The sequence below is a fragment of the Cupriavidus sp. CPT47-8839-RL05A genome, from assembly GCF_058792255.1.
The window spans coordinates 69,480-92,999 of record NZ_JBYTEG010000010.1; the positions used below are offsets into that span (position 1 = coordinate 69,480).

Genomic DNA, 23,520 nt, shown 5'->3' on the forward strand with positions numbered 1-23,520 from the left:
CCTGGCGGTCACGGACTAAGCAGGCGTTCCTGTGCGTGCGGCGTGCCGTGGTTGCCGGCAGCCAGGAACGAAGTGTCTTCGCGCAGGGCGCCGGGCATGCCTGCCGGCGCGGCGCACAGCAGCGCGTTCATCTGGGACAGTTCGCGCAGGGTGTCCAGGTGCAGGGCGCTGGTTTCCACGCTTGCGGTACGGCGCTGCGCGACACGGGCAATGTGGCGGGCGGTGAAGCGCTCGGCGCGCGCCTGGAAGTCGCCGGCGCATTCGAGAAGCAACGCCGACGCTGCGCGGTCGTTGGCAACAAAGAGCGACATCCTGGTACGCAGGTTGGCCACCAGCATGTCGCAAAGTTCCAGCAGTTCGGCGCTGCCCTCGGCCGAGAAGCAGAAGTTGCGGGCGAGCTTGCGCTGGTCCAGGTCGACCAGGATCCGTTCGACGATATCGCCCGCGTACTCCAGGTTGATATTGACCAGCATGATCGCGTCCCAGCGTGCGGCATCCTCGCCGTCGAGGCTGCCGGCGTCGACGTCGGTCAGGTACATCTTGACGGACGAATAGAGGTCGTCGATGCGGTCGTCCAGCGCGCGGCAGCGGACGTTCGCGGCGCGGTCGTTGCCCACGATCGAGAGCTTCATGCCATTGAGCATCTCCTCGATCACGTCGCCGATGCGCACGACCTCGCGCGTGGCATTGCCCAGCGCGACGGACGGGTGCCGCAGGTCGCCCTGGCTCAGGTAGCGCGCGCCGCCGGGCGCCGCGTCGTCGTGCGCATCAGGCAGCCATCGGGTGCAGAGGGCCGCCACCGGGTTGACAAACCAGATCAGCGTTGCGGCCAGGGTCAGGTTGAAGGCCATGTGGAAGTCGATGGCCATGGTGCCGGCACTGCTGCCCAGGCGCGCCAGCAGCCAGGGGATGGCGTCAAGCAGCGGCAGGAATGCCAGTATCCCCACGAACCGGAAGATCAGGTTCGCGAGCGATACGCGCCGGGCAGCAGGCGCACTGCCGGAATTGGCCAGGCAGGCTATCAGTCCACTGCCCAGATTGGCGCCGAGCACCAGCGGCAAGGCGGTGGCAGGGCCGATGACACCACCCATGGCCAGCGTTGCAGTCAGCAGTACCGCGGCCAGGCTGGAGTACGCGAGCAACGTCACAAGGGCGCCGATCACCAGGGCCAGCAGTGCGTCGTTGCCAAGCGAGGTGAAGATGGCGCGCACGATCTCGGCGTGCAGCAGCGGCGCGGCGTAGAGGCGGATCAGCTGCAAGGCCAGCGTGATCAGCCCCAGTCCCACGATGACTTCGCCGGCCTGTCCGCGCAGGCTGGCCTTGCCGGACAGGCGCAGGGCAATGCCGATCACCAGCAGCAGTGGCGAGAGCCAGGAGATATCGACCGACAGCAAGCGTGCCATCAGGCTGGTGCCGACGTCGGCACCGAGCACGATCGGCAGTGCCGCCGGCAACGACACCAGGCCCCCTGCCACAAAGGCGCTGGTCATCAGCGCCGTCGCGCTGCTGCTCTGGATCAGCGCGGTCACGCCAAGCCCGGCCAGGAAGCCACGCGCGGGACTGGCCGTGCCCGCGGCCAGCACCAGCCGCAAGCGCGGCCCCAACAGCTCCAGCATGCCGTGGCGCGTCACATGCGCGCCCCAGATCAGCAGTGCGACCCCGGACATCAGGGAAAGCAGGATTTGCATGGCGCCGCCCCCTGGTGGTGGCTGTCTTCGCGGCCACCCTTATCTGCTTGTTGAGGAAGCGTGCCGGCCAGGCCGGCACACACCGGACTTAGTCCGCGTGGTTCAGCGCCAGCCGCAGGATGTCGAAATTGCGCAGCCGCTGGCCTGCGGGCGCAGTGACCTTGCGGTTGAACAGCAGCGGCACCTTCTGCTCGGACAGGCCGCCGTGCGAGCGCAGCGGGGCATCCAGGCCACTCAGGTCATGGCGCGCCGGCGTGGTGCCGAGCACGGTCAGGCGTTCGCTGACCACCACCAGGTCGCCGATGCGGTCGGGCGGCAGCTCGAAGCGCTCGCTGGCGGCGCGCTTGTCCAGCACCAGTTCGATCCCGGGCAGTGCGGCGATGGCTTCATGCACGGCCTGTTGATCGGTGCCGGCAGGCAGGTACACGGTCGCGTAGGAGCCCAGTGCGCCATGGTGGGCGACGTAGGGATCGGTGATCGGCAGCAGCACGCGCGTGGCGTCCGCGCCGAAACGCTCGTCCAGCACCTGCTGCAGGAACAGGATGTTGGCCTTGCCCAGCGAATCGGTCTTGGCATTCATGCCGTGGTCGGCGGTGACGCCGATGACCGCACCCAGCGCGTCCAGGCGCTGCAGGTAGCTGTCGATCATGGCGTAGAAGGCACTGGCCTGCGGCGTTCCCGGGGCATGCTTGTGCTGGATGTAGTCCGTGGTGGACAGGTACATCAGGTCGGGGCGGACGGTTTCCAGCAAGGCCACGCCGGCGGCGAACACGAACTCGGACAGGTCGGCGCTGTAGACCGAGGGCAGCGGCATGCCGACCTTGCGCAGCACGTCGTCGATGCCGTTGTCTTCGATGGTGGCCTGGTCGGCCTTCTCCGCCGAGAAGCAGATGCCCCTGAGGCCGTGGCCCAGCAACGCGCGCAGCTTGTCCTTGGCGGTGACCACCGCCACCGATGCGCCGGCCTGCGCTGCCGCGGCCAGCACGGTGGGGGCGCGCAGGTAGCGGGCGTCGTTCATCAGCACCTCGGCGCCGGCTTCGGTGTCGTAGAAGAAGTTGCCGCAGATGCCGTGCACCGACGGCGGCACGCCGGTCACGATCGACAGGTTGTTGGGGTTGGTGAACGATGGCACCACGCAATCGCCGGTCAGCACGGTACCGCGTTTGGCCAGGCTGGCGAAGAAGGGGGTGGCGCCCGCCTGCACGGCAAGGTTGATGTATTCCTGCTCGCAGCCGTCGATGCAGACGATGACGGTGGGGCGGGCGGGAAGCTGGTAGTGGTGGCCGTTGACCTGGATCTGGGTGCTCATGGCGTCTCTTGCGGAGGGATTGTGAATGGGATTTGCCTGAGACCCATGCTAAGTTAGGCGATAAGCTCTCACAATCGAGTTTATTTTCCAGATCCTGTCAGGAAATCTCACAATGCCGCACAAGCTGCCCCCGCTCAACGCCCTGCGCATCTTCGAGGTTGCCGCCCGCGCCGGCAGCTATTCGGCGGCCGCGCGCGAGCTGCACCTGACCCATGGCGCGGTCAGCCGGCAGATCGAGATCCTGGAGCAATGGCTGGGGCAGCCGCTGTTTATCCGCCAGGGCCAGCGCATGGTGCCGACTGTCCACGCGCAGGCGTTCGCGCGCGAGATCAGCACGGCGTTCGACCAGATCAGCGCCGCTTCCGAGCGCTATGGCCGCATCGCCACGCGCAAGGTGGTGCGGGTCAATGCCCCGGCAACCTTTGCCATGCGCTGGCTGATTCCGCGGCTGGATGACTTCCGGCGCCAGCAGCCGGAGGTCGATGTGCGTGTGTCGACCGCCTTCAGCAACGAGGCGGGATTCAACGGCACCTTTGACGTGGCGATACGGCGCACCCTCGAACGTGGCGAGCAGTTCGAGTCAGTGCCGATCTTTTCGGAGTACCAGACGGTGATCGCCAGTCCGGCGATACTGGAGCAGGTGCCGTTGCAGGGGGTAGAGGACCTGGTGGAGGGCGTCTTCCTCTATACGGAGACCCGGCCGGGAAGCTGGGAATCGTGGCTGCAGCAGGCGGGACATGCCTCGCTGCTGCCGGTGCGCACGCTGCGCTTCGACCATTTCTTTGTCACGCTGCAGGCGGTGGTGGACAGCCTTGGCTTTGCCATCGGCACCTTTCCGACCCTGGAAACGGACCGCGCGGGCGGGCGCATTGCGACGCCGTTTGCCGCCATCCGCGCACCGGGCAATACCTATCATGCGCTGGTGCCGCGCGATGCCGACAAGCCGCTGCATCTGCGCGCGTTCCTGGAGTGGCTGCAGCAGCAGGGGCAGGCGGCCGCGGCGACCTGAAGCGGCGCACGCCGGGGAAGCGGGGTGAGGGTGGCGCGCGGCCCGCGCGATGCGGGCCTGCGCTGAGACGGGAGCTCAGGCCCCGTCGAGGAACGCGCTGCGCTGGCCCAGGCGCGAGCCGAGCGCATCGGGTGCCAGGCTCATGCTGGCGGGGTCCACGGCCGAGGCGGGGCTGCCTGCCATGGACGGGTCGGCGGCTGCCGGCGCCATGCCCGGCTGGGCCGCCTGTACCGGAGCCTGGGCATAGCTGCCGCCCGCTGCGGGTGCCACCTGGGCCGACGGCGCTGCCGACGGCATGGCTTGCGCGGGCTGGGCGGACTGCACCGGCTGAGTGGATTGCATCGGCTGCATCGGCTGCGTCATTGGCATCGGCTGGCTCGGCTGCAGGGGCTGAGCCTGCTGCGCAAACAGCGGGTAGGACGCGATCATCGCGCCAGCCACGACCAGGGATTTCGCCAGATGTTGCTTCATTCGTGTACCTCCTAGAACGCCTACAGGCAAGGGAACAGTCACTGTAGCGCCGCGGCACCTGACATTCTGTTTGATTTTGCAACGGTCGTTAACCAGCCTTGCCATCGCGGCCAGGGCAGGTTAATTGCGCGCGCGGCCTGCAAATCTTGCGCGGCCGTCAACGCCGGGCCAATCGCTTGAGCGCCGCGGGGTCCAGCAGTTCGATCTGGCGGTACTCGCGGCGGATCAGGCCCGCGTCTTCCCACGCCTGCAGGTACTTGGCCACGGTCTGGCGCGAGCGGTTGACCATGTCGCCAAGGTCCTCAGCGCTGATGCGCACGACATGGTCGGTGCGGTCGGCCAGTTCCAGCAGGCGCGCCGCCATGCGCGCGTCGATGGGCGCCTGCGCCGCGCTTTGCGCGTGGTCGAACGCTACGCGCAGGCGCGCGCAGATCTGCTGCACGATCAGCTGCATGCCTTCCGGATGCGCGGCCAGGATGCGGTGGAAGTCGCGCTGGCTCAGCACCATCAGTTCCGTGTTGCCGACGGCGAAGGCGTCGTGCGTGCGCGGCTTGCCGTCCAGCAGCGAGATCTCGCCGAACCAGCGGCCACGCCCGATCACCGAGTACACCGACTCGCGCCCGCCCGTGCTGACCCGGCTCATGCGCACCCGGCCCGACAGCACCATGCAGAAGTAGGTGGGCGGATCGCCGCGCGCGAAGATCATCTCGCCGTCGCCAAAGCGCAGGCGGCGTGCGGCGTTCGCCACGGCATCGAGCACGCCCGGCGGCGCATTGCGCAGCCAGCCGCTGGCCAGCACGCTGCGCGGCAGCGTGCGCACCGGCTCCACCGCTCTCGATCCACTCTTCACATCAGCCTTCACATCGCTCTCCTGCTGGAGCCGAGATTGTCCAATACTTAACAGACTTTGGCGCGGTGCGCCCGGACAATGCATCGATTCAATGACTCACATGCCCCGGGGAGGTGTACGCATATGGCGCAAATCCAGCTCGTCGATTCAATCAGGGACCGCGTCTCCGACGCCGAATGGCAGATGCGCGTGGACCTGGCGGCCGCGTACCGCCTGGTCGCCCACTTTGGCTGGGACGACCTGATCTTCACCCATATCTCGGCACGCGTGCCCGAAGCGCCGGACCAGTTCCTGATCAACCCGTACGGGATGATGTTCGACGAGATCACGGCATCGAGCCTGGTCAAGGTCGACCACGAAGGGCAGCCCGTGCTGGAAACGCCGTATGACGTCAACCCGGCCGGCTTCATCATCCACAGCGCCGTGCATGAGGCGCGCCCCGAAGTCGGCTGCGTGATGCACACGCATACCTCGCACGGCGTCGCCGTCTCGGCGCAGCAGGCGGGCCTGCTGCCGATCTCGCAGCAGTCGATGTTCGCGCTGACCGGGCTGGCGTACCACGACTATGAGGGCGTGGCGCTGCGCGAGGACGAAAAGGCGCGGCTGGTGGCCGACCTGGGCCGCTGCAAGCAGATGATCCTGCGCAACCATGGCCTGCTGACGTGCGGGCGCACGGTATCCGATGCTTTCCTGACCATGTACACGCTCGAGTCCGCCTGCCGCATCCAGATCCTGGCGCAAAGCGGCGGCACGCCGCTGACCATGGTGCCCGAAGCCGCCAGCGCCAACATGGGCCAGCAGGCGCGCCAGGCCACCAAGGGCAAGGGCTCCAACCTGGCCTGGCCGGGCCTGCTGCGCCGCCTCGACCGCATCAACCCTGACTACCGCAACTGACCATGGCCATCCTCGTTCACCTGCCGTCGTTCATGGCGGTTCCCATCACTGCCGCGCTGCGCGAAGCCGCGCCGGACATCACCGTGTGGAACGGCCGCGAGGCCGCCGTCGCGGAACAGGTCGAAGCCATCATCGCCTGGGGCCTGAAGCCCGGCGTGCTGCCGGCCTACCCTAAGCTGCGGCTGGTCTGCGCCGCCACCGCGGGCGTCGACAAGCTGCTGGCGGCGCCGGACCTGCCGCCTGGCATGCCGGTCACGCGCATCGTCAATCCCGGCCAGCAGACCGGCATCGCCCACTACGTGCTGGCGATGGCGCTGCGCCATACCCGCGCGCTCGGCCGGTACGCCGAACAGCAGCGCCGCGGCGAATGGAAGCGCCACCCGGGGCGCGATGTGTCGCGCTGCCGCGTGGGTGTGCTGGGGCTGGGCGAGATCGGCAGCGAGGTGGCGCGCATGTTTGCCGCCATCGGCTACCCGGTCAGCGGCTGGAGCCGCAGCGCCAAGCATCTGCCCGGCGTGACCGACTTCACCGGCGACGACGGGCTGGATACGATGCTGGCGCAGAGCGAGATCCTGGCCTGCACGCTGCCGCTGACGCCGCGCACCGAGGGCATGCTGAACCGCCAGACGCTGTCGCGGCTGCCCAAGGGGGCGTTCCTGATCAACGTCGGGCGTGGCGAGCATGTGGTCGAGCCCGACCTGGTCGCACTGATCGACGAAGGCCACCTTGCCGGCGCGGCGCTTGACGTGTTTGCCAAGGAGCCGCCCGCGGCGGACGATCCGGTCTGGACCCATCCCCGCATCGAGGCCACGCCGCATATCGCGGCCGACCCCTCGTACGAACTGGTGGCGCGGCAATGCATCGACAACCTGCGGCGCGCGCGCGACGGGCGTGAACTGTTGAACCAGGTGGACCGGCAGGCGGGCTACTGAGGGCCCGGCGTGCCGGTCCGTCCGGATGGCTATGTCACGCTCACATCGGCGGTGCCGGCCGCCACCTCCAGCAGCCGCGTGCTCGCCGTGGCAGGTAGCGCCGGAGCCGTGCCGCCTTCGAGCAGCTTGAGCGTATGGAAGGTGCAGCTCAGCTTCTCGGGCGTCAGGGTGACCAGCGCGTAGCCCTCGGCGTTGGAGTCGGCGTGGCGCAGCCACGCGTTGAAGGCGCGCAAGGTGGTGTCGAAGGTGTTCACCACCGCGCCGCCCACGTTGCTGTAGACCAGTTCACGCAGCGCGGCGAAGGCCTGGTCGTTGTCGACGATCGAGCGGAATGAACTGAGCAGGGAGTTGCTAGACAGACCGGCCGTGACCAGGTCCACCATCACCGGCGCTGGCGTCGGCGCATCGTAGTCGTCCATCACCTGGCCGGCAAAGAAGGCGTGGATATCGCCGCTCAGCGCCACCACATTGCGCACGCCGTTGTTCTTCAGGAACGCCATCAGGTTCTTGCGCTCGGCGTTGTAGCCATCCCACTGGTCGGCATTGAGGATAAAGCGGTCGAGCAGCGCGATGGCCGGCAACCGGCTTTCGATCAGCGGCTTGATGTTGGCATCGAACGCGGCGCTGTCGATGCCGACCTGCGCCAGTACATTGCGCAGCGCCGTGTAGGCCAGGTTGGCATAGGTGCCGGCGGTCTTGGCCGCGCGCAAGTCGTCGGCCAGCGCATTGGCAATGGCGCTCTCCAGCGAGGACAGGGCATTGTTGGCCAGCACCAGCGCCCTGGCGATCAGCCGCGCCACCGCCTGGATCACATCCACCTGCATGCGCAACAGCGACAGCTGGTTGGCCCACAGCTTCCACGTGGTGGGGGGGGGGGGGAGGGGGGGCCGCCACCCAGCGCACCCCCCCCCCCCCCCCCCCCCCCCCGGTCCTGCCACCACGCGCGCTGCGCATCGCCCAGCATCGACACCGGTGTCAGCGTGCCGCCGGCGGCGGCAATCTTCTGCGCTTCGGCCGCGGCCAGTGTCTCGGCCGGGACGAAGTACAGCGCGCCGACTGCGCGGCCGGTGGTTTGCTCGGAGATGATGTGGTCGGCACGGTACAGGCGCTCGTCGGTCATCAGCAGGGTGGCGAGATTGCCGAAGGTGAACGAGCGATAGATCTGGATGTTCTGGAACGACGGGTTGTTGACGTCCAGGCTGACATCGGCCGGCATGAACTCGAACCACGCCTGGTTGGCAGCGCGCCGGCGCGCGGTGCGCGGCGTCAGGTCGTCGTCGGAGTCGTAGGTCTGCCGGTCCTGCCAGCAATTGTCGGCGAACTCATGGTCGTCCCAGATCGCAATCATCGGGAACGCGGCATGCAGGGCCTGCAGGCGCGCGTCGGTGCGATAGCTGCGGTACAGGTGGCGATAGTCGTCCAGCGTGGTGGCGTAGACGCTGCCGTCCGGCAGCGCGGTGCCATTGGGCAGCTGCAGCACGCCGTGGCGATCCTCCACATTGCCGGCGCGCGAGCCGCCCGGGACGGCCTCGTAGATGTAGTCGCCGACATGGACGATGAAGTCCAGCTCCTGCTGCGCCAGTTCTTCCATGCCGGCCCAGTGGTTGGCATTCCAGTCCTGGCAGCTGACAAAGGCGAAACGCAGCTGTGACAAGGGCGTGCCGGCCGCTGCCGCGGTGCGGGTGCGGCCGACGGTGCTGGGGCGGTTGCCCAGCAGGAAGCGGTAGTAGTAGCGGGTGCCGGGGCTCAGGCCCGTGACCTTGTTGCGGATGGTGTAGTCCCAGTCCGGCAGGGCCATCAGCGGTTGATTGACCAGCAGGCTCGGCGGCGGGAAGTCAGGCTGCGTCGACACCTGCAGCCGCACCACCACCGGCCGCTTGCCGTTGCTGCCTTCCACCCGCGTCCATACCACCACGCTGTCGGGCTTGGGATCGCCCGAGGCGACGCCATGGACGAAATTGAAGTTCTCCGGATTGCCGGTGTCGGGTTCCGGGTCGTCGCCGCCGCCGCAGGCGCTCAGGCCGCCGGTGGCAACGGTGACGGTCAGGAAACTTCCCCACTTGAGAAACTGTCGGCGGTCCATGGCGCTCCTCCTGTGCTTGCGGTCTCGGTCCACGCAGCGCGCAGCCGCGGCCACGATGCCGCTTGCGGCACCAGGATTCGTGGGGGCGTGCTGGTTGCTGAATGCATACTAGTGGCTGGCCTGCACGCTCGCCGTCGGTGAGGTTCCGACATCGATATAGGAGGAAGTCGACTGGTTCGTGCCGGCGCTGGCGCACCGCGCACCACCGTTGCTGGCGCGATCGGCAAGTCGGCATGCATTGCCTGCGACGCGGCCTAGACTGAAAGCAAAAGATTCGGACGCGAGGGCATCATGGCGTACGACAGCATCCTGGTCCATCTCGACGGCAACCGGCAGGCCATGCAGCGCTTGCAGGTTGCGGCACGCCTTGCCACCGCCAGCCAGTGTCCGCTGATCGGCCTGCTGGCCGGGCGCGTGCCGGACCCCAGCTGGTTCTACCGCATGAACAATGCCCAGCGCTGCCTGGCCGAAGACCAGGAGCGGCGCCGGCTGCAGCGCGAGAACATGCGTTGTGCCTTTGAGGCCGCCACGCGCGAGCTGGCGGTTGCCTGCGACTGGCGCATCGTTGAGCGCGATCCGGTGCCACTGGCGCTGCGCGAGGCGCGCGAGGCCGGCCTGATCGTCTCCGGCCAGTACGACGCCGACAACGCTGAAGGCCCGGTGGCGCGGCAGCTGTTGGAGGCGCTGCTGCTTGAGAGCGGCCGGCCGGCGCTGGTGGTGCCCTGTTCCGGCGCTTTCGCCACCGTGGGCACACGCGTGCTGGTGGCCTGGAATGGCAGCCGCGAGGCCGCGCGTGCCTTGCACGACGCGCTGCCGCTGATGGCCGGGGCACGCGCGCGGGTGCTGGGCGCCCATGCCGCCAGGGAGCCGCGTGCCGATGCCACTCCGGTCAGCCACGCCGTGCACGTGCTGGCGCGACAGGGTGTGGCAGTTGAGGTGGAGCACGGCCCGGGCGGTGGCGACCTGGCCATCGGTGAGCTGATCCTGTCGCGAGCGTCGGACTTTGGTGCCGACCTGATCGTGATGGGCGCCTACGGCCACGGCCGGCTGCGCGAGCTGGTGCTGGGCGGCGTGACCAGGGTGGTGCTGGAGTCGATGACGGTGCCGGTGCTGTTCTCGCACTGAAGCGCAGCGCCACGATTCCGGCAAGCCGCGCCAGAACAGCGTCCCCTGGTGGTCTTCAGTCGACCGTGATGTGGTTGGCCTGGATCACCTTGCCCCACACGCCCACGTCGTCGCGCACGGTCCGCGCGAACTGCTCGGCACTCCTGGCGGGCGCCATGCCCATGTTCAGCTGCAGGAAGCGCTCGCGCATGGGCGCGTCAGCCAGCAGGCGGGTCACTTCCGCATTGAGCCGCTGCACGATGGCGGCACTGGTGCCGGCCGGCGCGAACAGGCCATACCAGCTGTCGGTATCGAACGGGTAACCTTGTTCGGTCATGGTCGGCACGTCCGGCGTGGCCGGCGCGCGGCGCGTGCCGCTGATGGCCAGCGCGCGCAGCTTGCCGGCGCGGATCAGCGGCAGCGACGACGAGGTATCGACAAAGGCCACCTTGACCACGCCGCCCTGCATGTCGGTCAGGATCTGCGCCACGCCCTTGTACGGCACGTGGCGCAGCTTCATGCCGGTCTGCATCTTGAGGGCTTCCATGGTCAGGTGGCCGCCCGAGCCGATGCCCCACGAGCCGTAGTCGTATGCATCCGGGCGCTTGAGCACGTGGGCGACGAACTCCTTGAGCGTGCGCGCCGGGAAGTCCGGCGTCACCACCAGGAAATTGCCGCCCGCGCCGACCTGCGCCACCGGCAACAGGTCGCGCAGGCCGTCATAGGGCAGCCTGGGCTGCAGGGTCTGGTTGATCACCACCGTGGCGGCATAGGTGAACAGCAGCGTGTAGCCGTCGGGGCTGGCCTTGGCCACGGTATCGTTGCCGATGATGCCGGTCGCGCCGGGCTTGTTGTCGACCACGATGGTCTGGCCCAGCGGCTTGCCGAGCGATGCGGCCAGCGCGCGCGCGAACAGGTCGGTGCCGCCGCCGGGCGGGGCCGGCACCACCAGCCGGATGGGCTTGGCGGGCCAGGCATTGCTGGCGCACAGCGGGCCGGCCGCCGCGCCAAGACCGAGTGCGGCAAGCGCGCGCAGCACGTCGCGCCGGCGCGCGTTGCCAGGCAGTTCCGTCGGAACCGGGTTCATTGCTTGTGGCATGGCGTCTCCCTAGTGCATGCCGAAGTTGTCCGCCGCGTCGCTTTCCAGCGCGTCGGCGGCCGCGCCATACAGGCTGCGCGACACATAGCTGCGGATCTGCGTGGCGCGCTGGCGCAGCCAGGCGGCCTTGAGCTGGCGGGCCTCGCGCACGGTGGGCGTTTCATCGGGCGCCAGCGCCAGCACGTCGATCACGTGCAGCGCCAGCTGCGTGTCGCCGCGCGCGGCCAGGGCCTGCGCGTGGCGGATCAGTGCGCCGTGGTCGGCGACGGCCGCGGCGATCTCGGCCGCCGCCCGCTGCGGCGCGGCCGGATGCAGCGTGGTGGCATTGCGGTCCCACCAGCCGTTCTCCGAGCGGTAGATGTCGCGCGCGATGTAGCTGGGGTCGCCATAGGTGGGGCGCATCCAGGGCTGGTCGAACAGCTCAGCCGGCGGCTTGAGCGCGGCCAGCACCTGGCGTTCATTGCAGCCGGCGTTCATCAGCCGCACCACCTCCGCGCGCAGCCAGCGCAAGGCCCTGGCGGTCTGGCACAGCACGCGCTGGCATTCGTCCTCGCCCTGCAGCGTGGCGCCGAACTCTCGCACCACGGTGCGCGGCTGCAGGCCGGCCAAACGTTCCAGCGTATCGGCCCAGCGCACGGTGTCGCGCATGGTGCGGAAGGGGGTGCCGATGTTCGGGATCGAATCGATCACCGCGGGGCCGCCGTACAGCAGGCGCCGACCCGGCAGCCAGACCGCCACGGCGTCGTCGGTCTCGGACGGCGCCCACAGGATTTCCGCGCGGCGCTCGCCCCGGCCCAGCGTCAGGCCATCGGCAAAGGTCTCGGTGGGTTCGATGTGGACCAGCTTTCCCGCCAGCGCGCCGGCCGGCTGGCGGAACTGGATCTCCGCCATGCGCTCCTGCATGCGCTGGGTCTCGCGGTAGCGCGCCTGCCGCGCCAGCACATTGACGTGGGCCAGCACCCGCGGCGCGGGCTCGCCGCGCGCGGCGGCGTGGTCCAGCCATTGCTGCAGGCCGGCGTTGTAGCCCATATGGCCGTGGCTGTAGCAGATGGCCAGCACCGGCAGCCCGGTCTGCGTGCGCAGCGCCTCGATCATGCCGCGCGTGACGCGCCCGCCGGGGCCGCTGTCGACCACCAGCAGGCCGCCGCCCACGTCGGCGACAAAGCTCTGCCCTTGTCCGTGCAGCAGCCACACGCCGTCGCCGACGCTTCCGATTCCGGTGCCAGTGACCAGTGCCGCCGGCCGGTCCTCAATGTCCTGCATGCTTGCCTCCTCTGCGAACCAGGTCGCGTCCAGCGCAACTGTCACGCAAGAAGGGGCATCCCGGGGATTGGGGAAAGTCCCGCCGGGATGCGGCGTACCGGCCGCAAAGCAAGCGCCGGTGCGGCCCGGCGGAGGTTTTGGAATTTCAGGTGTAAACCGCTGGTTAGCACCGCGCGGGTGCAGGGAGTTCCCCGCCGGCGCGCGCTGCGGTAGCGGCTGCCTTCAGTCCAGTCGGCGCAGCGGACTGTCAGGCAGGTTGGACAGATAGTGGACTTCACGCCGCAGCAGGGTGGCGAACTGCGCCGCCACCGGCGTCATCGGCGAATCGGCGCGGTAGATCAGGCTGACGGTGTGGCTGGGCAGCTTGTCCTCGATCGGCAACGGCACCAGGCCATTGGCGGCCAGCCGGCCGGCCACCATCTGGCGCGGCAGCATGCACAGCAGGTGGCGGTCCTGCATCAGGTGCTCGATCATGCCGATGGTGTCGCAGCGCACCGCCACGCGCGGCAACGGCAGATCGCGTTCACGGAAGGCATCGAGGATGGCGGCGCCCGGGCCGTGCATGCGCTGGCCGGTCAGGATCCAGTCCGAGCCGATCAGTTCGCGCAGGCTGCGGGCGTTGCGCAGCGGATGCTCGCGGTGCGCCATCACGACCGAGTCGTTGTTGTAGAGCGGCTCGCAGGTGAATTCGCGCTCGATGCCCTCATCCGGGACCGGGCTGACTGCCATGTCCATCACGCCCGAGCGCAGTTCGTCCAGGTGGGTCGGGTAGCCCCAGCTGTCAATGCACACCAGCACGTCGGGATGCTGCACGCGAAAGCGCTTGACCACCGCGGGCAGCAGCACATGCGCCGGGCCGCGGGTGGTGCCGACGCGCACCACGCCGTTGCGCGCGCCCAGCATCTGCGCCATTTCCTCGCTGGCCTTGCGGGCCTCGGTGGCGATCAGCCGCGCGCGCCGCAGGAAGGCGTCGCCGTAGCGCGACAGCACCACGCCGCGGGTGGTGCGGGTCAGCAGCGGCACATGCAGCTCCTCTTCCAGCTGGCGGATGCTCTTGGTCAGTGCCGGTGCCGACACGTCGCGCGCACGGGCCCCGGCGCGGATGCTGCCGTGCTCGGCCACGGCGATGAAGTCCTGGACTTGGCTCAGACGCATGGATTTGGCTCCACTCAAACGACGCACTGGGCGCACAGCATAGCGGCATTCCGGCGGGTTCGGGATAACCCCAGGGTGCTAACCGGTGGTTTGCACCGAAGCAGTTTTGGCATCTGCCGTGATGCGCCGTGCCAACGCATGATCGCTCCACATCGTCGCAAACCGCCGGCAGCGCCGGCATCTTCGAGGAGTGGGATCGCATGGCGAACCGGCAAGACCTGCCGCTGGCAGGCATACGCGTGGTGGAGTTCGGGCAGTTCATCGCGGCGCCGGGTGCGGCCATGATGCTGGCCGACCTGGGCGCCGACGTGGTCAAGGTGGAGGCCTTGCGCGGCGACAGTGCGCGGCGCTTTGACGGCACCAGCCCGCAGAGCCCGATGTACCTGGCCTACAACCGCGGCAAGCGCGGCATCGCGCTGGACCTGCGCACGCCCGGCGGGCTGGACGCCGCACGGCGGCTGGCGCTGGCCAGCGACGTGGTGCTGCACAACACCCGCGCGGGCGTGATGGAAGCGCTGGGGCTGGACGCCGCCACGCTGCGCGCGGCGCGTCCCGACCTGATCCATGCCTCCATCAGCGGCTTCGGCACACGCGGGCCGTCGCGCACGCGGCCCGGGCTGGATATTGCCGCGCAGGCCGAGAGCGGCATGATGTCCGTGACCGGCGAGGCCGGCGGGCAGCCGCTGAAGGCCGGCTTCGCGCTGATCGACGCGGCCACCGCGCTGGCGACCGGCAACGCCATCCTGGCGGCGCTGTTCCGGCGCGAGCGCACCGGCGCCGGCGAGACTATCGAGACCTCGCTGCTTTCGGTCGGCGTGCAGATGCAGGCCCAGCTGTGGGCCGAGTACCAGTGCTCCGGCGCGCTGCCGGTGCGCAGCGGCAACAGCCAGCCCAAGGCGGCGCCGGCCGCGGATGTGATCGCGGTGGCGGACGGGCATATCGTGCTGTCGGCCTATCTCGACGAACACTGGACGCGCCTGTGCGAGGCCATCGGCCAGCCGGCGCTCGCGCAGGACGCGCGCTTTGCCTGCAATGCGCTGCGCGTGCAGAACCGCCCGGCGCTGCTGGCCATCCTGCACGACGCCATGCGCCACCTGAGCGGCGACGCCGCCCGTGCGCTGCTGGAGCGCCACCAGGTGGTGGTGGGCGTGGTGCGTGACTATCACCAGGTCAACGCGAGCGCCGACGTGCGCGCCAGCGGCGTGCTGCAAGCCGTTGACGACGGCGAGGGCGGCCAGCTGGAGCTGCCGGGCCTGCCCTTCACCATGGCCAGCATGCCGGCAGGGGCGATGCCCGCGGTGCCGCGCCTCGGCCAGCATACGACCAAGGTGCTGGCCGAACTTGGCTACAGCGCCGCGGAGATTCACACCATGGCCCGCGCCGGCGCGATCGGCGTGGAACAAGCCCAGCAGGAGCCCGCATGAACACCCCCCAAGCCCCCGTACTGCTGCAGCGCCATGCCGGCTGGGCCGAGGTGGTGCTGAACCGCCCGGCCCGCCGCAATGCCGTCGACATGTCGCTGGCCCGCGCGCTGGGCGACGCCATCGAGACCCTGGCCGCCGACGACAGCGTGCGCGCCGTGCTGCTGCGCGGCGCCGACGGCGCCTTCTGTTCCGGCCTGGACCTGCAGGCACTGCAGGCGGAGCCGGGCGGGCTGGCCGCGTTTGCGCCGGTCTGGGAGCGCGTCCACCTGGGCCTGCTGCAAAGCCGCAAGGCATGGATCGTGGCGCTGGAGCGCCATGCCATCAACGGGGGGGCGGCGCTGGCGCTGGCCGGCGACCTGCTGGTGTGCGGCGCCGGGGCCTTCCTGCAGATCGGCGAGATCCGCCTGGGCATGGCGGCGCCGCGCAATGCCGACTGGCTGGCGCTGCGCCATTCCGAGGCCGTGGCCGCGCGCCTGTGCCTGCTTGGCGACCGCGTGCCCGCGCCGGAGTTGCTGCGCCTGGGCATTGCCACCGAACTGGTCGAAGACGCCGAGGTGCTGGACCGCGCGCGCGGCCTGGCCGCCACCATCGGCGGCTTTCCGGTGGAAGGCGTGGCCGCGATCAAGGGCGGCATGCGCGCCGCGACGAGGCGCATGGCATCTGCTGCGCGCGACAAGCATTCCTGAGGACCGATATTTCCATGACAGATTCCATCACCACCGACGACGACGCGTCGCTGCAGGATTTCCGCCGCGAGGTGCGCGAGTTCGTCGCCCGGTCGCTGCCCCATGCCGTGCGCGAGAAAGTCCGCCTCGGACTGGAACTCAGCAAGCCAGAGCTGGTCGACTGGCAGCACCGGCTGGCCGAACGCGGCTGGCTGGCGCCGCACTGGCCGCCTGAATGGCAGGGCTGCAACTGGAGCGCCGAGCGCCGCGCCGCGTTCCAGGAAGAACTGGTGCTGGCGCACGCGCCCGAGAGCGGCGGCATCACCTTCGAGATGATCGGCCCGATCCTGATCCGCTACGGCACGCCGGCGCAGCAACAGTACTTCCTGCCGCGCATCCTGAACCAGGAGCACTGGTGGTGCCAGGGCTATTCCGAACCGAACGCCGGCTCCGACCTGGCGTCGCTGAAGACGCGTGCGGTGCGCAGGACGCGGCCCGACGGCACCGAGGTCTACGTGGTCAGCGGCAGCAAGATCTGGACCTCCTACGCGCAGTACGCGGACTGGATCTTCTGCCTGGTACGCACCGATACCGAGGCGCGCGCGCAGCAGGGCATCAGCTTCCTGCTGATCGACATGCGCAGCCCCGGCGTCAGCGTGCGGCCGCTGGTGGGCATCCATGGCTGGCACCTGTTCAACCAGGTGTTCTTCGACGAGGTGGAAGTGCCAGTGCAGAACCTCGTCGGCGAAGAGAACGCCGGCTGGACCATCGCCAAGTCCCTGCTCGAGCATGAGCGGCTGAACCTGGCGCGCGTGGCGGAGAACCGCCGCCGCCTGGCCAAGGTGCGCGCCATCGGCGACGAGCTGGAGGAGGGCGGCCAGCCGCTGTCGCAGCGCCCGTGGTTTGCACGCCGGATGCGCGCGCTGGAGGTGCGGCTCGAAGCGCTGGCTGCAACCGTGCTGCGCTTTCGCAAGCGCGCGCGCGCCGGCGAAACGCTGGGGCCGGAGACCGGCATGCTCAAGCTGCTGGGCAGCCGGCTGATCCAGGACATCGAGAACCTGGCGGTCGATGCGCTGGGGCCGGACACGCTGGCCTATGACCGCGCCGCGCACTTCGAGCCCGCCGTGCCGCAAGCGGGCCAGTCGGCGTACGCCGCGGCGGCATCGGCGCGCCGCTTCGTCACCCGCGGCTACACCATTGCCGGCGGCTCCAGCGAGATCCAGCACGAGCTGCTGGCCAAGCAGGTGCTGGGCCTGTAGTGGCTCCAATCGTGCCCGCAATTCAGGACAAGGAACTGAACACATGAGCGATTCAACGGACGATCGCCGCATGCTGCAGGAAAGCGTGCGGCGCTATGTCGAGCGCGGCTACGGCTTCGAGCAGCGCCGCGCGGCGCTGGCCGAGCCCGATGGCTTCTCGCGCAAGCACTGGCAGGCATTTGCCGAAATGGGCTGGCTGGCCGTGGGGCTGCCCGAAGCCTGCGGCGGCCTGGGCGATGCCGCGGACCAGGCCCTGCTGGCCGAGGAACTGGGCCGCGCCCAGCCTGCCGAGCCCTGGCTGGCCAATGCCGCGCTGTGCGCGCCGCTGCTGGCCGCCTGCGGCGATCCCGCCCACGCCGCGATCGCGGCGGCGATGGCCGAGGGTGGCGCGATGCTGGCGCTGGCCGCATGGGAAACGCAGGGACGCTATGACGCTTTCGATATCAGCACCACCGCGCAACAGCATGAGCCGGGGCAATGGACGCTGGACGGCCGCAAGACCCTGGTGCTGGGCGGCGGCAGCGCCGCGGTGCTGCTGGTGCTGGCACGTAGCGGCGGCCAGCGCCGCGACCGCGACGGCCTGACGCTGTTCGCGGTGCCGGCCGACACGCGCGGCATCAGCGTCGATGCGCTGCCGACCTACGACGGCCGCCAGACCGCCAGCGTGACGCTGCGCCGCGCGACCGTGCCGGACAGCGCGCGCATCGGCCCGGTGGACGGCGCCTGGCCGCTGGTGGAAGCCGCCATCGACCAGGCCACGGTGATGGCCTGCGCCGAAGCCGTGGGCACCATGTCGCGCGCGTTCGACCTGACCCGCGACTACCTGGTGACGCGCGAGCAGTTCGGCCGCGCGCTGACGGCCAACCAGGTGATCCGGCACCGGCTGGTGGACCTCTATGTCAGCGTCGAGCAGGCACGCGCCATCACCGAGCTGGCGGCCAACGCCCTGCATGGCGATGCGGTGGCGCGCATGCGCGCGGTATCGCATGCCAAGGCCTTTGTCTCGGATGCCGGGCGCGCGCTCGGCGAAGACGTAGTGCAGCTGCACGGTGCGGTGGGCATGACCGACGAGATGGAAATCGGCCACTGCTACAAGCGCCTGGCAGCCCACGCCAACCTGTTCGGCGATGCCGACTGGCACTACGAACGGCTGGCGGCACTCGATCACGCCGCGCAGGCGCAAGCCTGAGCCGGTTCAGCCAGGGCGCCCGGGCCGGTGCCCGGTGCGCCCACCCATGACACGCCGGCAACGCACCGGCATGCGCGGCCAATGCGCCGCAACGGAGACAGCAATATGAGCAGCCAGCACACTGGCGCCCGCAGGGCTTGTGCCACGCGCATAGCAGCCCTGGCCGCGGCGCTGGCCCTGGCGGGCGCCGCCAGCGCGCACGCCGAGGCCCCATACCCCAGCAAGCCCATCCGCATGGTGCTGCCCTCGGGCGCGGGCACCGTGACCGACCAGACGGCACGGCTTGTGGCCGAGCGCCTGACCGCCGCGCTCAGGCAGCCGGTGGTGGTCGACAACCGCCCCGGCGCCAACGGCATCATCGCCAACGAGACCGTGGCGCGCGCCGCGCCCGACGGCTACACGCTGCTGTTCACCTATGCCGCGACCATGACGGTGAACCCGTGGACCACGCCGTCGCTGCCCTATGACCCGATCAAGGACTTCACCCCCATCGCACGCCCCAGCCAGCCCGGCGGCAACCTGCTCGCGGTCAGCGCCAATGTGCCGGTGCACAGCCTGCAGGAGCTGATTGCCTACGCCAGGTCCAGCAAGACGGAACTGGCGTACTGCTCATGGGGCGTGGGCTCGGGCGGCCACCTGGCCATGGAATACCTGAAGGCCAAGACCGGCATCCACCTGCGCCATATCCCCTACAAGACCGCCACCCAGTGCAGCAACGACCTGGCCGCGGGCCACGTCACCATCGGCATCACCGACGCCATCTCGTCGGTCCCGCACCTGAAGTCCGGCCGCATCCGGGGCATTGCGGTCTCCGGACCGGAGCGCCTGCTGACGGCGCCGGACGTGCCGACCATGTCGCAGCAGGGCGTGCCCTTCCAGCAAGCCAGCTGGGTCGCGATCTTCGGCCCCAGGGGCCTGCCCGCGCCGATCGTCAACCGGCTGAACGCCGAGGTGAACCGCATCCTGCAGACACCGGGCGACCGCGACAAATTCACCGCCATGAACCTGCAGCCTGCCGCGCCGTCGAGCCCGGCCGACCTGGGCAAGCTGGTCAGCGCCGACCTGGCCGCGTGGGGCGAGGTGGTGAAGGTGGCGGGGCTGCAGGCGAAGTAAGGGCAGAACCATAACAACGCGAACGGGGGACAGAGAGCGTGAAGGCAAGACAGTGGATGGTGATGGGCGCCGCGCTGGCCGCGGGCAATGCCGTGGCCGGCACGATGCAGTTGTTCGGCGTGGTCGACGCATCGATCGAGTACGCCAAGGGCTCGGAAAGCGTGGTGCGCATGCGCGAAGGCCAGCAGGCCGCGTCGCGCTGGGGCATCCGCGGCATTGAGGACCTGGGCGGCGGGCTCAAGGCCAACTTCCTGGTCGAGTCGGGCTTCAATATCGACAACGGCATGGAGTTCTTCGGCAACAACCGGCTGTTCGGGCGGCAGGCGTATATCGGCCTGTCAGGCAACTGGGGAGAATTCCGGCTGGGGCGGCAGTACACGCCGTCGTTCTATGCGCTGCTGCGGCTCGATCCGTTCTTGCTCAATGGCGCGGTGTCGCCGTTCAACCTGCTGAGCGCCACCGCATCGCAGGGCACCGGGCACGTGGCCTACGGCGCCCGCTTCGACAACGCGGTGCAGTATTTCTCGCCCAAGTGGGGCGGCTTTTCCTTCGGCGCAGCGGTGGCGCCGGGCGAGGTGCCGGGATCGGCGCGCTCAGGGCTGAACTTCGGCATGAACGCGACCTACGAAGCCGGCAACGTCTACGCGTTCTACTCCTACCAGGGGATGTATTCGGGCGCCAACGTGCCGGTGGAGCCGACGCTGACTTCCAACCACTTCGTCGGCGGCTCGTACCGCTTCAAGCCGGTGGAGATCGGCTTGCTGTACAGCGCCGCCAGCAGCAACCTGCCCGAGACCCGTTCAGCACGCCACTACGGCGTGACCTTCAGCTGGAACGTGACGCAGCGCGACACCTTCAAGGCCGCCGCACTCAAGCGCCAGATCCTGGGCGGCGGCCAGCGGCCGCTGGCGGTGACGCTGGGGTGGGACCATGACCTGAGCAAGCGCACCACCGCCTATGTGCGGGCGGTGCTGGTGCACAACAGCCCCGGCGGCAGCGTGAGCAACAACAGCATCGTGATCGATCCGGGGAGTGGGGATGATGCGAAGTCGGTGAGCGTGGGGTTGCGGCATCGGTTCTGAAACGGACTGCTGCCCGTTCATGCGGGGCTGAGGCCAAGCGGCTGAGGCTACGGAGACCCGGGGCGGGCTGCCACCTGTCCCGCGGACGCTCCCCGCAAAGTGGGAGAGGGCGCCAATCTCAAGAACGCATCCCGGGCTGTCGCTCCGTGTCGGGTCATTTTCCTTTGTGCTTACTCTTCACGCTTCACAAGGCGAACGAAATCGCACGGAACGACCCTATAGATCATGGCGATACGAGATTGATATAGGACATCCCTTAATTTCAATTGGAATTATCATTCAATCGAAAACAATGGCGATATCTGAATAATCCACCTTCCTTCCTCAACGCATAACGGCTACCGTACGCGACGAACGTATCTTCTTGACGGTCATGCAAATGACGAGAAAAGCAAAGCACCGGAACACTGGTGCTTCTGCGGCAAGAGAAAGTTCAACGCTACGGAGTGCTGCACTTGGATAACCGACCGCCGTTCCTTTCCTCCCGCACCGTCACCGTGTCTGGTCCGGCGTTGCCGGAACTCTTCGGACAGTCCCCCTTCACCTTCGTACGCCTGGAGGGCAAGGAAGGCGTCTGCGGCCTGTTCGAATACGACATCGAACTGAAGACGCCGGACAAGGCCTATAACTTCCACGGCCCGGAAGGTAATTTCGACTTGCGCGAGATGAACGGGCGCGAGCTGACCGTCCATATCGAACTCGACGGCATGGGTACGGGGTTGGCGGGACACATTGGCGCAGGCACGCGCGAGATCAGCGGCATTGTCGATCGTGCCCGCTACCTGCGCGCCGAAGGGCGGCACTTCGTCTACGGACTGACGCTGCGTCCCTGGCTCTGGATCGCCTCCCAGAACAGGAACAGCCGCGTCTTCGAGAACCGCACCGATATCGAGATCATCGAAGAGGTCCTGTCTGCGTACTCCTTTCCGGTTGAGCGCAGGCTCGACGTGGCGAAATACCCCAGGCGGGTCTACCGCACCCAGTGCGACGAGAGCGATTACACCTTCATCGCCCGCCTCATGCAGCACTGGGGAATATCGTGGTTCTTCGAACATTCTGACGGCAAGCACCGCCTGGTTCTGGTCGATCACGTCGGTGGCTATTTCAGCATGCCGAGCGAGGCGTATCAGGTGCTGGAAATCCATCCGCCTGGCGTCAGGGTCGACCAGGAACACCTCGATGCGTTCTCGGTCGTCGATGCCGTGGTCGCAGGCAAGTACACGACCAATGCCTACAGCTTCACCCAGCCGCGCGGCAACCTGAGCGCCAGCAGTTCGGACCCGCGAGACACCGGCCTGAACACTGGCGCGCTGCACCAGGAGGTGTACGACTTCCCCAGCGAGCATGCCCAGCCGGCCACGGACAACCGCCCGTGGGACGAAGGCGACATGATCGCCCGCATCCGCATGGAGGAAATCCGTTCGCGTGGCCTGCGCTGCTTTGGCACCGGCAACCTGCGCGCGGTGGTGCCAGGCTGCACCATGAACGTGAAGGGACACCCCCAGCAGGCGGCCAACCGCGAGTACGTGGTGCTTGGCGCCAGCCTCAGGCTGGAAGACGTGGCCGAGGCCTCCGGCGAGGGCCAGCGCTGGCATTGCCGCGTCGAGTTCGAGTGCCACCCCACCCATGAGGTCTTCCGTCCGGCGCTGAGCATCCCGTGGCCGGTGGTCGCTGGGCCGCAAAGCGCGACCGTGGTCGGGCCGGAAGACCGCCATGTCGTGTGGCCGGATCAGTATGGACGCGTCCGCGTGCAGTTCCCGTGGGACCGCTTCAACAAGATGTCCTGCTGGGTACGCGTGGCGACGCCGTGGGCGGGCTCACAGTACGGCCAGGTCAGCATCCCGCGCATCGGCAGCGAAGTGCTGGTGATGTTCCTGGACGGCGGCGATCCGGACAAGCCCATTGTGATGGGGGCGGTGCCGAACAGCCTCAACATGCCGCCATGGCAGCTGCCGGACCAGCTCGCTCTCACCGGCATTCGCAGCCGCGAGCACGATGGTGGTCGTAGTAACCACCTGGTGCTGGACGACACCAAGGGACAAATCCAGGCGCAGCTCGCATCGGACCACCTGCAGTCGCAGATCAGCATGGGGTACATCACCGGCATTCCTGACGTGCAGGGACGCCGCGACAAGCGTGGTGAGGGGCTGGAGGCGCGCACCGATGGACATGCCGCGCTACGCGCGGCGTTGGGCATGCTGCTAACCACCTACCCGCGTGAACGGGCCGAGGGCAACGCCATGAACGTGGAGGATGTCATCCATGTGTTCATGGAAGCCCTGACCCTGGCGGATTCGCTCGCCCAGAGCGCGGTCAATGCCCAGGCCCAGACCGGGCAGCAGCAGGAGGTTGCCAAGACTTTGCGCAGCCAGGCCGATGCGGTCAAGGGTGGCGGCAAGCTGGGGGAATTCACCGAGCCGCACATCACCGTTGCCAGCCGGGCAGGCATTGCCACCACCGCGCCGGGATCCACGCACGTCTACAGCGGCGAACACATTGCGCTGACCAGCGGCCAGCACCTCTCATTCTCCTGCGGCGGTGGCATGTACGCCACGATCAGCGACCGTTTCTCGCTCTTCGTCCAGCGCGACGGGATCAAGCTGTATTCGGCCAAGGGCAAGGTGGAGGTGCAGGCCCAGTCGGATGGCGTTGATGTGATCGCACAGAAAGTGCTGCGCCTGCTGTCCACGACCGACTGGGTCGAGATCAGCGGCAAGAAAGGCGTTCGGGTCAATGTCGAAGGCAACGAGTTGCGCATCACGCCGGAGGGCATCGAGAACATTTCGACGGGCAAGTGGATTGTGTTCTCGGCCAGCAAGTCGCTCACCGGGCCAAAGAATGCTCCCTATACGATGCCCACCACCAAGATCTGCTCGCACCTGGCCGCGGGAGCGGCGGCATCCGGCGCCGGTGCCGTGCCTCTGCATTGAG

Annotated in this window: 18 protein-coding genes and 1 pseudogene; 11 read left to right on the forward strand and 8 right to left on the reverse strand. The window is 68.5% G+C overall.

The features are described 5' to 3' along the window. Window positions 1–8 precede the first annotated feature (8 nt). Together AC3WVS_RS14090 and phnA are read right to left on the reverse strand one after the other, a co-directional pair. Complete coding sequence (locus AC3WVS_RS14090) at window positions 9–1,688, reverse strand: Na/Pi cotransporter family protein (RefSeq protein WP_492319126.1); 1,680 nt, start codon at window positions 1,686–1,688, stop codon at window positions 9–11. Between the two features lie 88 nt (window positions 1,689–1,776). Further along, the gene (phnA, locus tag AC3WVS_RS14095; protein WP_492319127.1) at window positions 1,777–2,997 is read right to left on the reverse strand and encodes a phosphonoacetate hydrolase; all 1,221 of its coding nucleotides are present in this window, start codon (window positions 2,995–2,997) and stop codon (window positions 1,777–1,779) included. A 112-nt stretch (window positions 2,998–3,109) separates the two neighbouring features. On the opposite strand from phnA, the gene AC3WVS_RS14100 reads away from it, so the two are divergent. After that, entirely contained in the window at window positions 3,110–4,006 is an 897-nt protein-coding gene (locus tag AC3WVS_RS14100; protein WP_492319128.1) for a LysR substrate-binding domain-containing protein, read from the forward strand. Between the two features lie 75 nt (window positions 4,007–4,081). On the opposite strand, the gene AC3WVS_RS14105 is transcribed toward AC3WVS_RS14100, so the two are convergent. Then, entirely contained in the window at window positions 4,082–4,477 is a 396-nt protein-coding gene (locus AC3WVS_RS14105; RefSeq protein ID WP_492319129.1) for a hypothetical protein, read from the reverse strand. Between the two features lie 157 nt (window positions 4,478–4,634). Further along, on the reverse strand, window positions 4,635–5,339 hold the full coding sequence (locus AC3WVS_RS14110; RefSeq protein WP_492319130.1) for a Crp/Fnr family transcriptional regulator: 705 nt from the start codon (window positions 5,337–5,339) through the stop codon (window positions 4,635–4,637). A 111-nt stretch (window positions 5,340–5,450) separates the two neighbouring features. Here AC3WVS_RS14110 and AC3WVS_RS14115 point away from each other — a divergent pair, with 111 nt between their 5' ends. Both AC3WVS_RS14115 and AC3WVS_RS14120 read left to right on the forward strand, forming a co-directional pair. Beyond that, window positions 5,451–6,221 (forward strand): class II aldolase/adducin family protein, encoded by a 771-nt coding sequence (locus AC3WVS_RS14115; RefSeq protein WP_492319131.1) that lies wholly within the window; start codon window positions 5,451–5,453, stop codon window positions 6,219–6,221. 2 nt (window positions 6,222–6,223) lie between these two features. Beyond that, window positions 6,224–7,153 (forward strand): 2-hydroxyacid dehydrogenase, encoded by a 930-nt coding sequence (locus tag AC3WVS_RS14120; protein WP_492319132.1) that lies wholly within the window; start codon window positions 6,224–6,226, stop codon window positions 7,151–7,153. A gap of 29 nt (window positions 7,154–7,182) precedes the next feature. On the opposite strand, the pseudogene AC3WVS_RS14125 reads toward AC3WVS_RS14120, so the two are convergent. After that, window positions 7,183–9,236, reverse strand: a pseudogene (locus AC3WVS_RS14125) (alkaline phosphatase D family protein). A 291-nt stretch (window positions 9,237–9,527) separates the two neighbouring features. Here AC3WVS_RS14125 and AC3WVS_RS14130 point away from each other — a divergent pair. Then, on the forward strand, window positions 9,528–10,361 hold the full coding sequence (locus AC3WVS_RS14130; protein WP_492319133.1) for a universal stress protein: 834 nt from the start codon (window positions 9,528–9,530) through the stop codon (window positions 10,359–10,361). A gap of 55 nt (window positions 10,362–10,416) precedes the next feature. Here AC3WVS_RS14130 and AC3WVS_RS14135 read toward each other — a convergent pair whose 3' ends face one another. The 3 genes from AC3WVS_RS14135 to AC3WVS_RS14145 form a co-directional block, all read right to left on the reverse strand. Then, window positions 10,417–11,439, reverse strand: a complete 1,023-nt coding sequence (locus AC3WVS_RS14135; protein WP_492319134.1) for a Bug family tripartite tricarboxylate transporter substrate binding protein — start codon at window positions 11,437–11,439, stop codon at window positions 10,417–10,419. 9 nt (window positions 11,440–11,448) lie between these two features. After that, window positions 11,449–12,702 carry an alkyl sulfatase dimerization domain-containing protein gene (locus AC3WVS_RS14140; protein ID WP_492319135.1) on the reverse strand — a complete coding sequence of 418 codons (1,254 nt, stop codon included), beginning with the start codon at window positions 12,700–12,702 and terminating at the stop codon, window positions 11,449–11,451. A 222-nt stretch (window positions 12,703–12,924) separates the two neighbouring features. Further along, complete coding sequence (locus AC3WVS_RS14145; RefSeq protein WP_010813374.1) at window positions 12,925–13,857, reverse strand: LysR family transcriptional regulator; 933 nt, start codon at window positions 13,855–13,857, stop codon at window positions 12,925–12,927. A 200-nt stretch (window positions 13,858–14,057) separates the two neighbouring features. On the opposite strand from AC3WVS_RS14145, the gene AC3WVS_RS14150 reads away from it, so the two are divergent. From AC3WVS_RS14150 to AC3WVS_RS14180, 7 genes are all read left to right on the forward strand, one after another. Further along, a complete protein-coding gene (locus AC3WVS_RS14150; protein WP_492319136.1) occupies window positions 14,058–15,281 on the forward strand; it encodes a CaiB/BaiF CoA transferase family protein in 1,224 nt (407 codons plus the stop codon). Beyond that, entirely contained in the window at window positions 15,278–15,967 is a 690-nt protein-coding gene (locus AC3WVS_RS14155) for an enoyl-CoA hydratase/isomerase family protein (RefSeq protein ID WP_492319137.1), read from the forward strand. The genes AC3WVS_RS14150 and AC3WVS_RS14155 overlap by 4 nt, the downstream gene beginning before the upstream one ends. Window positions 15,968–15,981: 14 nt before the next feature. Beyond that, window positions 15,982–17,205 (forward strand): acyl-CoA dehydrogenase family protein, encoded by a 1,224-nt coding sequence (locus AC3WVS_RS14160; protein ID WP_492319138.1) that lies wholly within the window; start codon window positions 15,982–15,984, stop codon window positions 17,203–17,205. A gap of 43 nt (window positions 17,206–17,248) precedes the next feature. Continuing rightward, window positions 17,249–18,394, forward strand: a complete 1,146-nt coding sequence (locus AC3WVS_RS14165) for an acyl-CoA dehydrogenase family protein (protein WP_492319139.1) — start codon at window positions 17,249–17,251, stop codon at window positions 18,392–18,394. A 105-nt stretch (window positions 18,395–18,499) separates the two neighbouring features. Beyond that, window positions 18,500–19,507, forward strand: a complete 1,008-nt coding sequence (locus AC3WVS_RS14170) for a Bug family tripartite tricarboxylate transporter substrate binding protein (protein WP_492319140.1) — start codon at window positions 18,500–18,502, stop codon at window positions 19,505–19,507. 56 nt (window positions 19,508–19,563) lie between these two features. After that, a complete protein-coding gene (locus tag AC3WVS_RS14175) occupies window positions 19,564–20,589 on the forward strand; it encodes a porin (protein WP_492319269.1) in 1,026 nt (341 codons plus the stop codon). A 455-nt stretch (window positions 20,590–21,044) separates the two neighbouring features. Beyond that, window positions 21,045–23,519 (forward strand): type VI secretion system Vgr family protein, encoded by a 2,475-nt coding sequence (locus AC3WVS_RS14180; protein ID WP_492319141.1) that lies wholly within the window; start codon window positions 21,045–21,047, stop codon window positions 23,517–23,519. Window position 23,520 lies beyond the last annotated feature (1 nt).

Coding starts and splice junctions, on each gene's coding strand:
- AC3WVS_RS14090 (WP_492319126.1), bottom strand. CDS start 1,688: ATGCAAATCCTGCTTTCCCTGATGTCCGGGGTCGCACTGCTGATCTGG.
- phnA (WP_492319127.1), bottom strand. CDS start 2,997: ATGAGCACCCAGATCCAGGTCAACGGCCACCACTACCAGCTTCCCGCC.
- AC3WVS_RS14100 (WP_492319128.1), top strand. CDS start 3,110: ATGCCGCACAAGCTGCCCCCGCTCAACGCCCTGCGCATCTTCGAGGTT.
- AC3WVS_RS14105 (WP_492319129.1), bottom strand. CDS start 4,477: ATGAAGCAACATCTGGCGAAATCCCTGGTCGTGGCTGGCGCGATGATC.
- AC3WVS_RS14115 (WP_492319131.1), top strand. CDS start 5,451: ATGGCGCAAATCCAGCTCGTCGATTCAATCAGGGACCGCGTCTCCGAC.
- AC3WVS_RS14120 (WP_492319132.1), top strand. CDS start 6,224: ATGGCCATCCTCGTTCACCTGCCGTCGTTCATGGCGGTTCCCATCACT.
- AC3WVS_RS14130 (WP_492319133.1), top strand. CDS start 9,528: ATGGCGTACGACAGCATCCTGGTCCATCTCGACGGCAACCGGCAGGCC.
- AC3WVS_RS14135 (WP_492319134.1), bottom strand. CDS start 11,439: ATGCCACAAGCAATGAACCCGGTTCCGACGGAACTGCCTGGCAACGCG.
- AC3WVS_RS14140 (WP_492319135.1), bottom strand. CDS start 12,702: ATGCAGGACATTGAGGACCGGCCGGCGGCACTGGTCACTGGCACCGGA.
- AC3WVS_RS14145 (WP_010813374.1), bottom strand. CDS start 13,857: ATGCGTCTGAGCCAAGTCCAGGACTTCATCGCCGTGGCCGAGCACGGC.
- AC3WVS_RS14150 (WP_492319136.1), top strand. CDS start 14,058: ATGGCGAACCGGCAAGACCTGCCGCTGGCAGGCATACGCGTGGTGGAG.
- AC3WVS_RS14155 (WP_492319137.1), top strand. CDS start 15,278: ATGAACACCCCCCAAGCCCCCGTACTGCTGCAGCGCCATGCCGGCTGG.
- AC3WVS_RS14160 (WP_492319138.1), top strand. CDS start 15,982: ATGACAGATTCCATCACCACCGACGACGACGCGTCGCTGCAGGATTTC.
- AC3WVS_RS14165 (WP_492319139.1), top strand. CDS start 17,249: ATGAGCGATTCAACGGACGATCGCCGCATGCTGCAGGAAAGCGTGCGG.
- AC3WVS_RS14170 (WP_492319140.1), top strand. CDS start 18,500: ATGAGCAGCCAGCACACTGGCGCCCGCAGGGCTTGTGCCACGCGCATA.
- AC3WVS_RS14175 (WP_492319269.1), top strand. CDS start 19,564: ATGGTGATGGGCGCCGCGCTGGCCGCGGGCAATGCCGTGGCCGGCACG.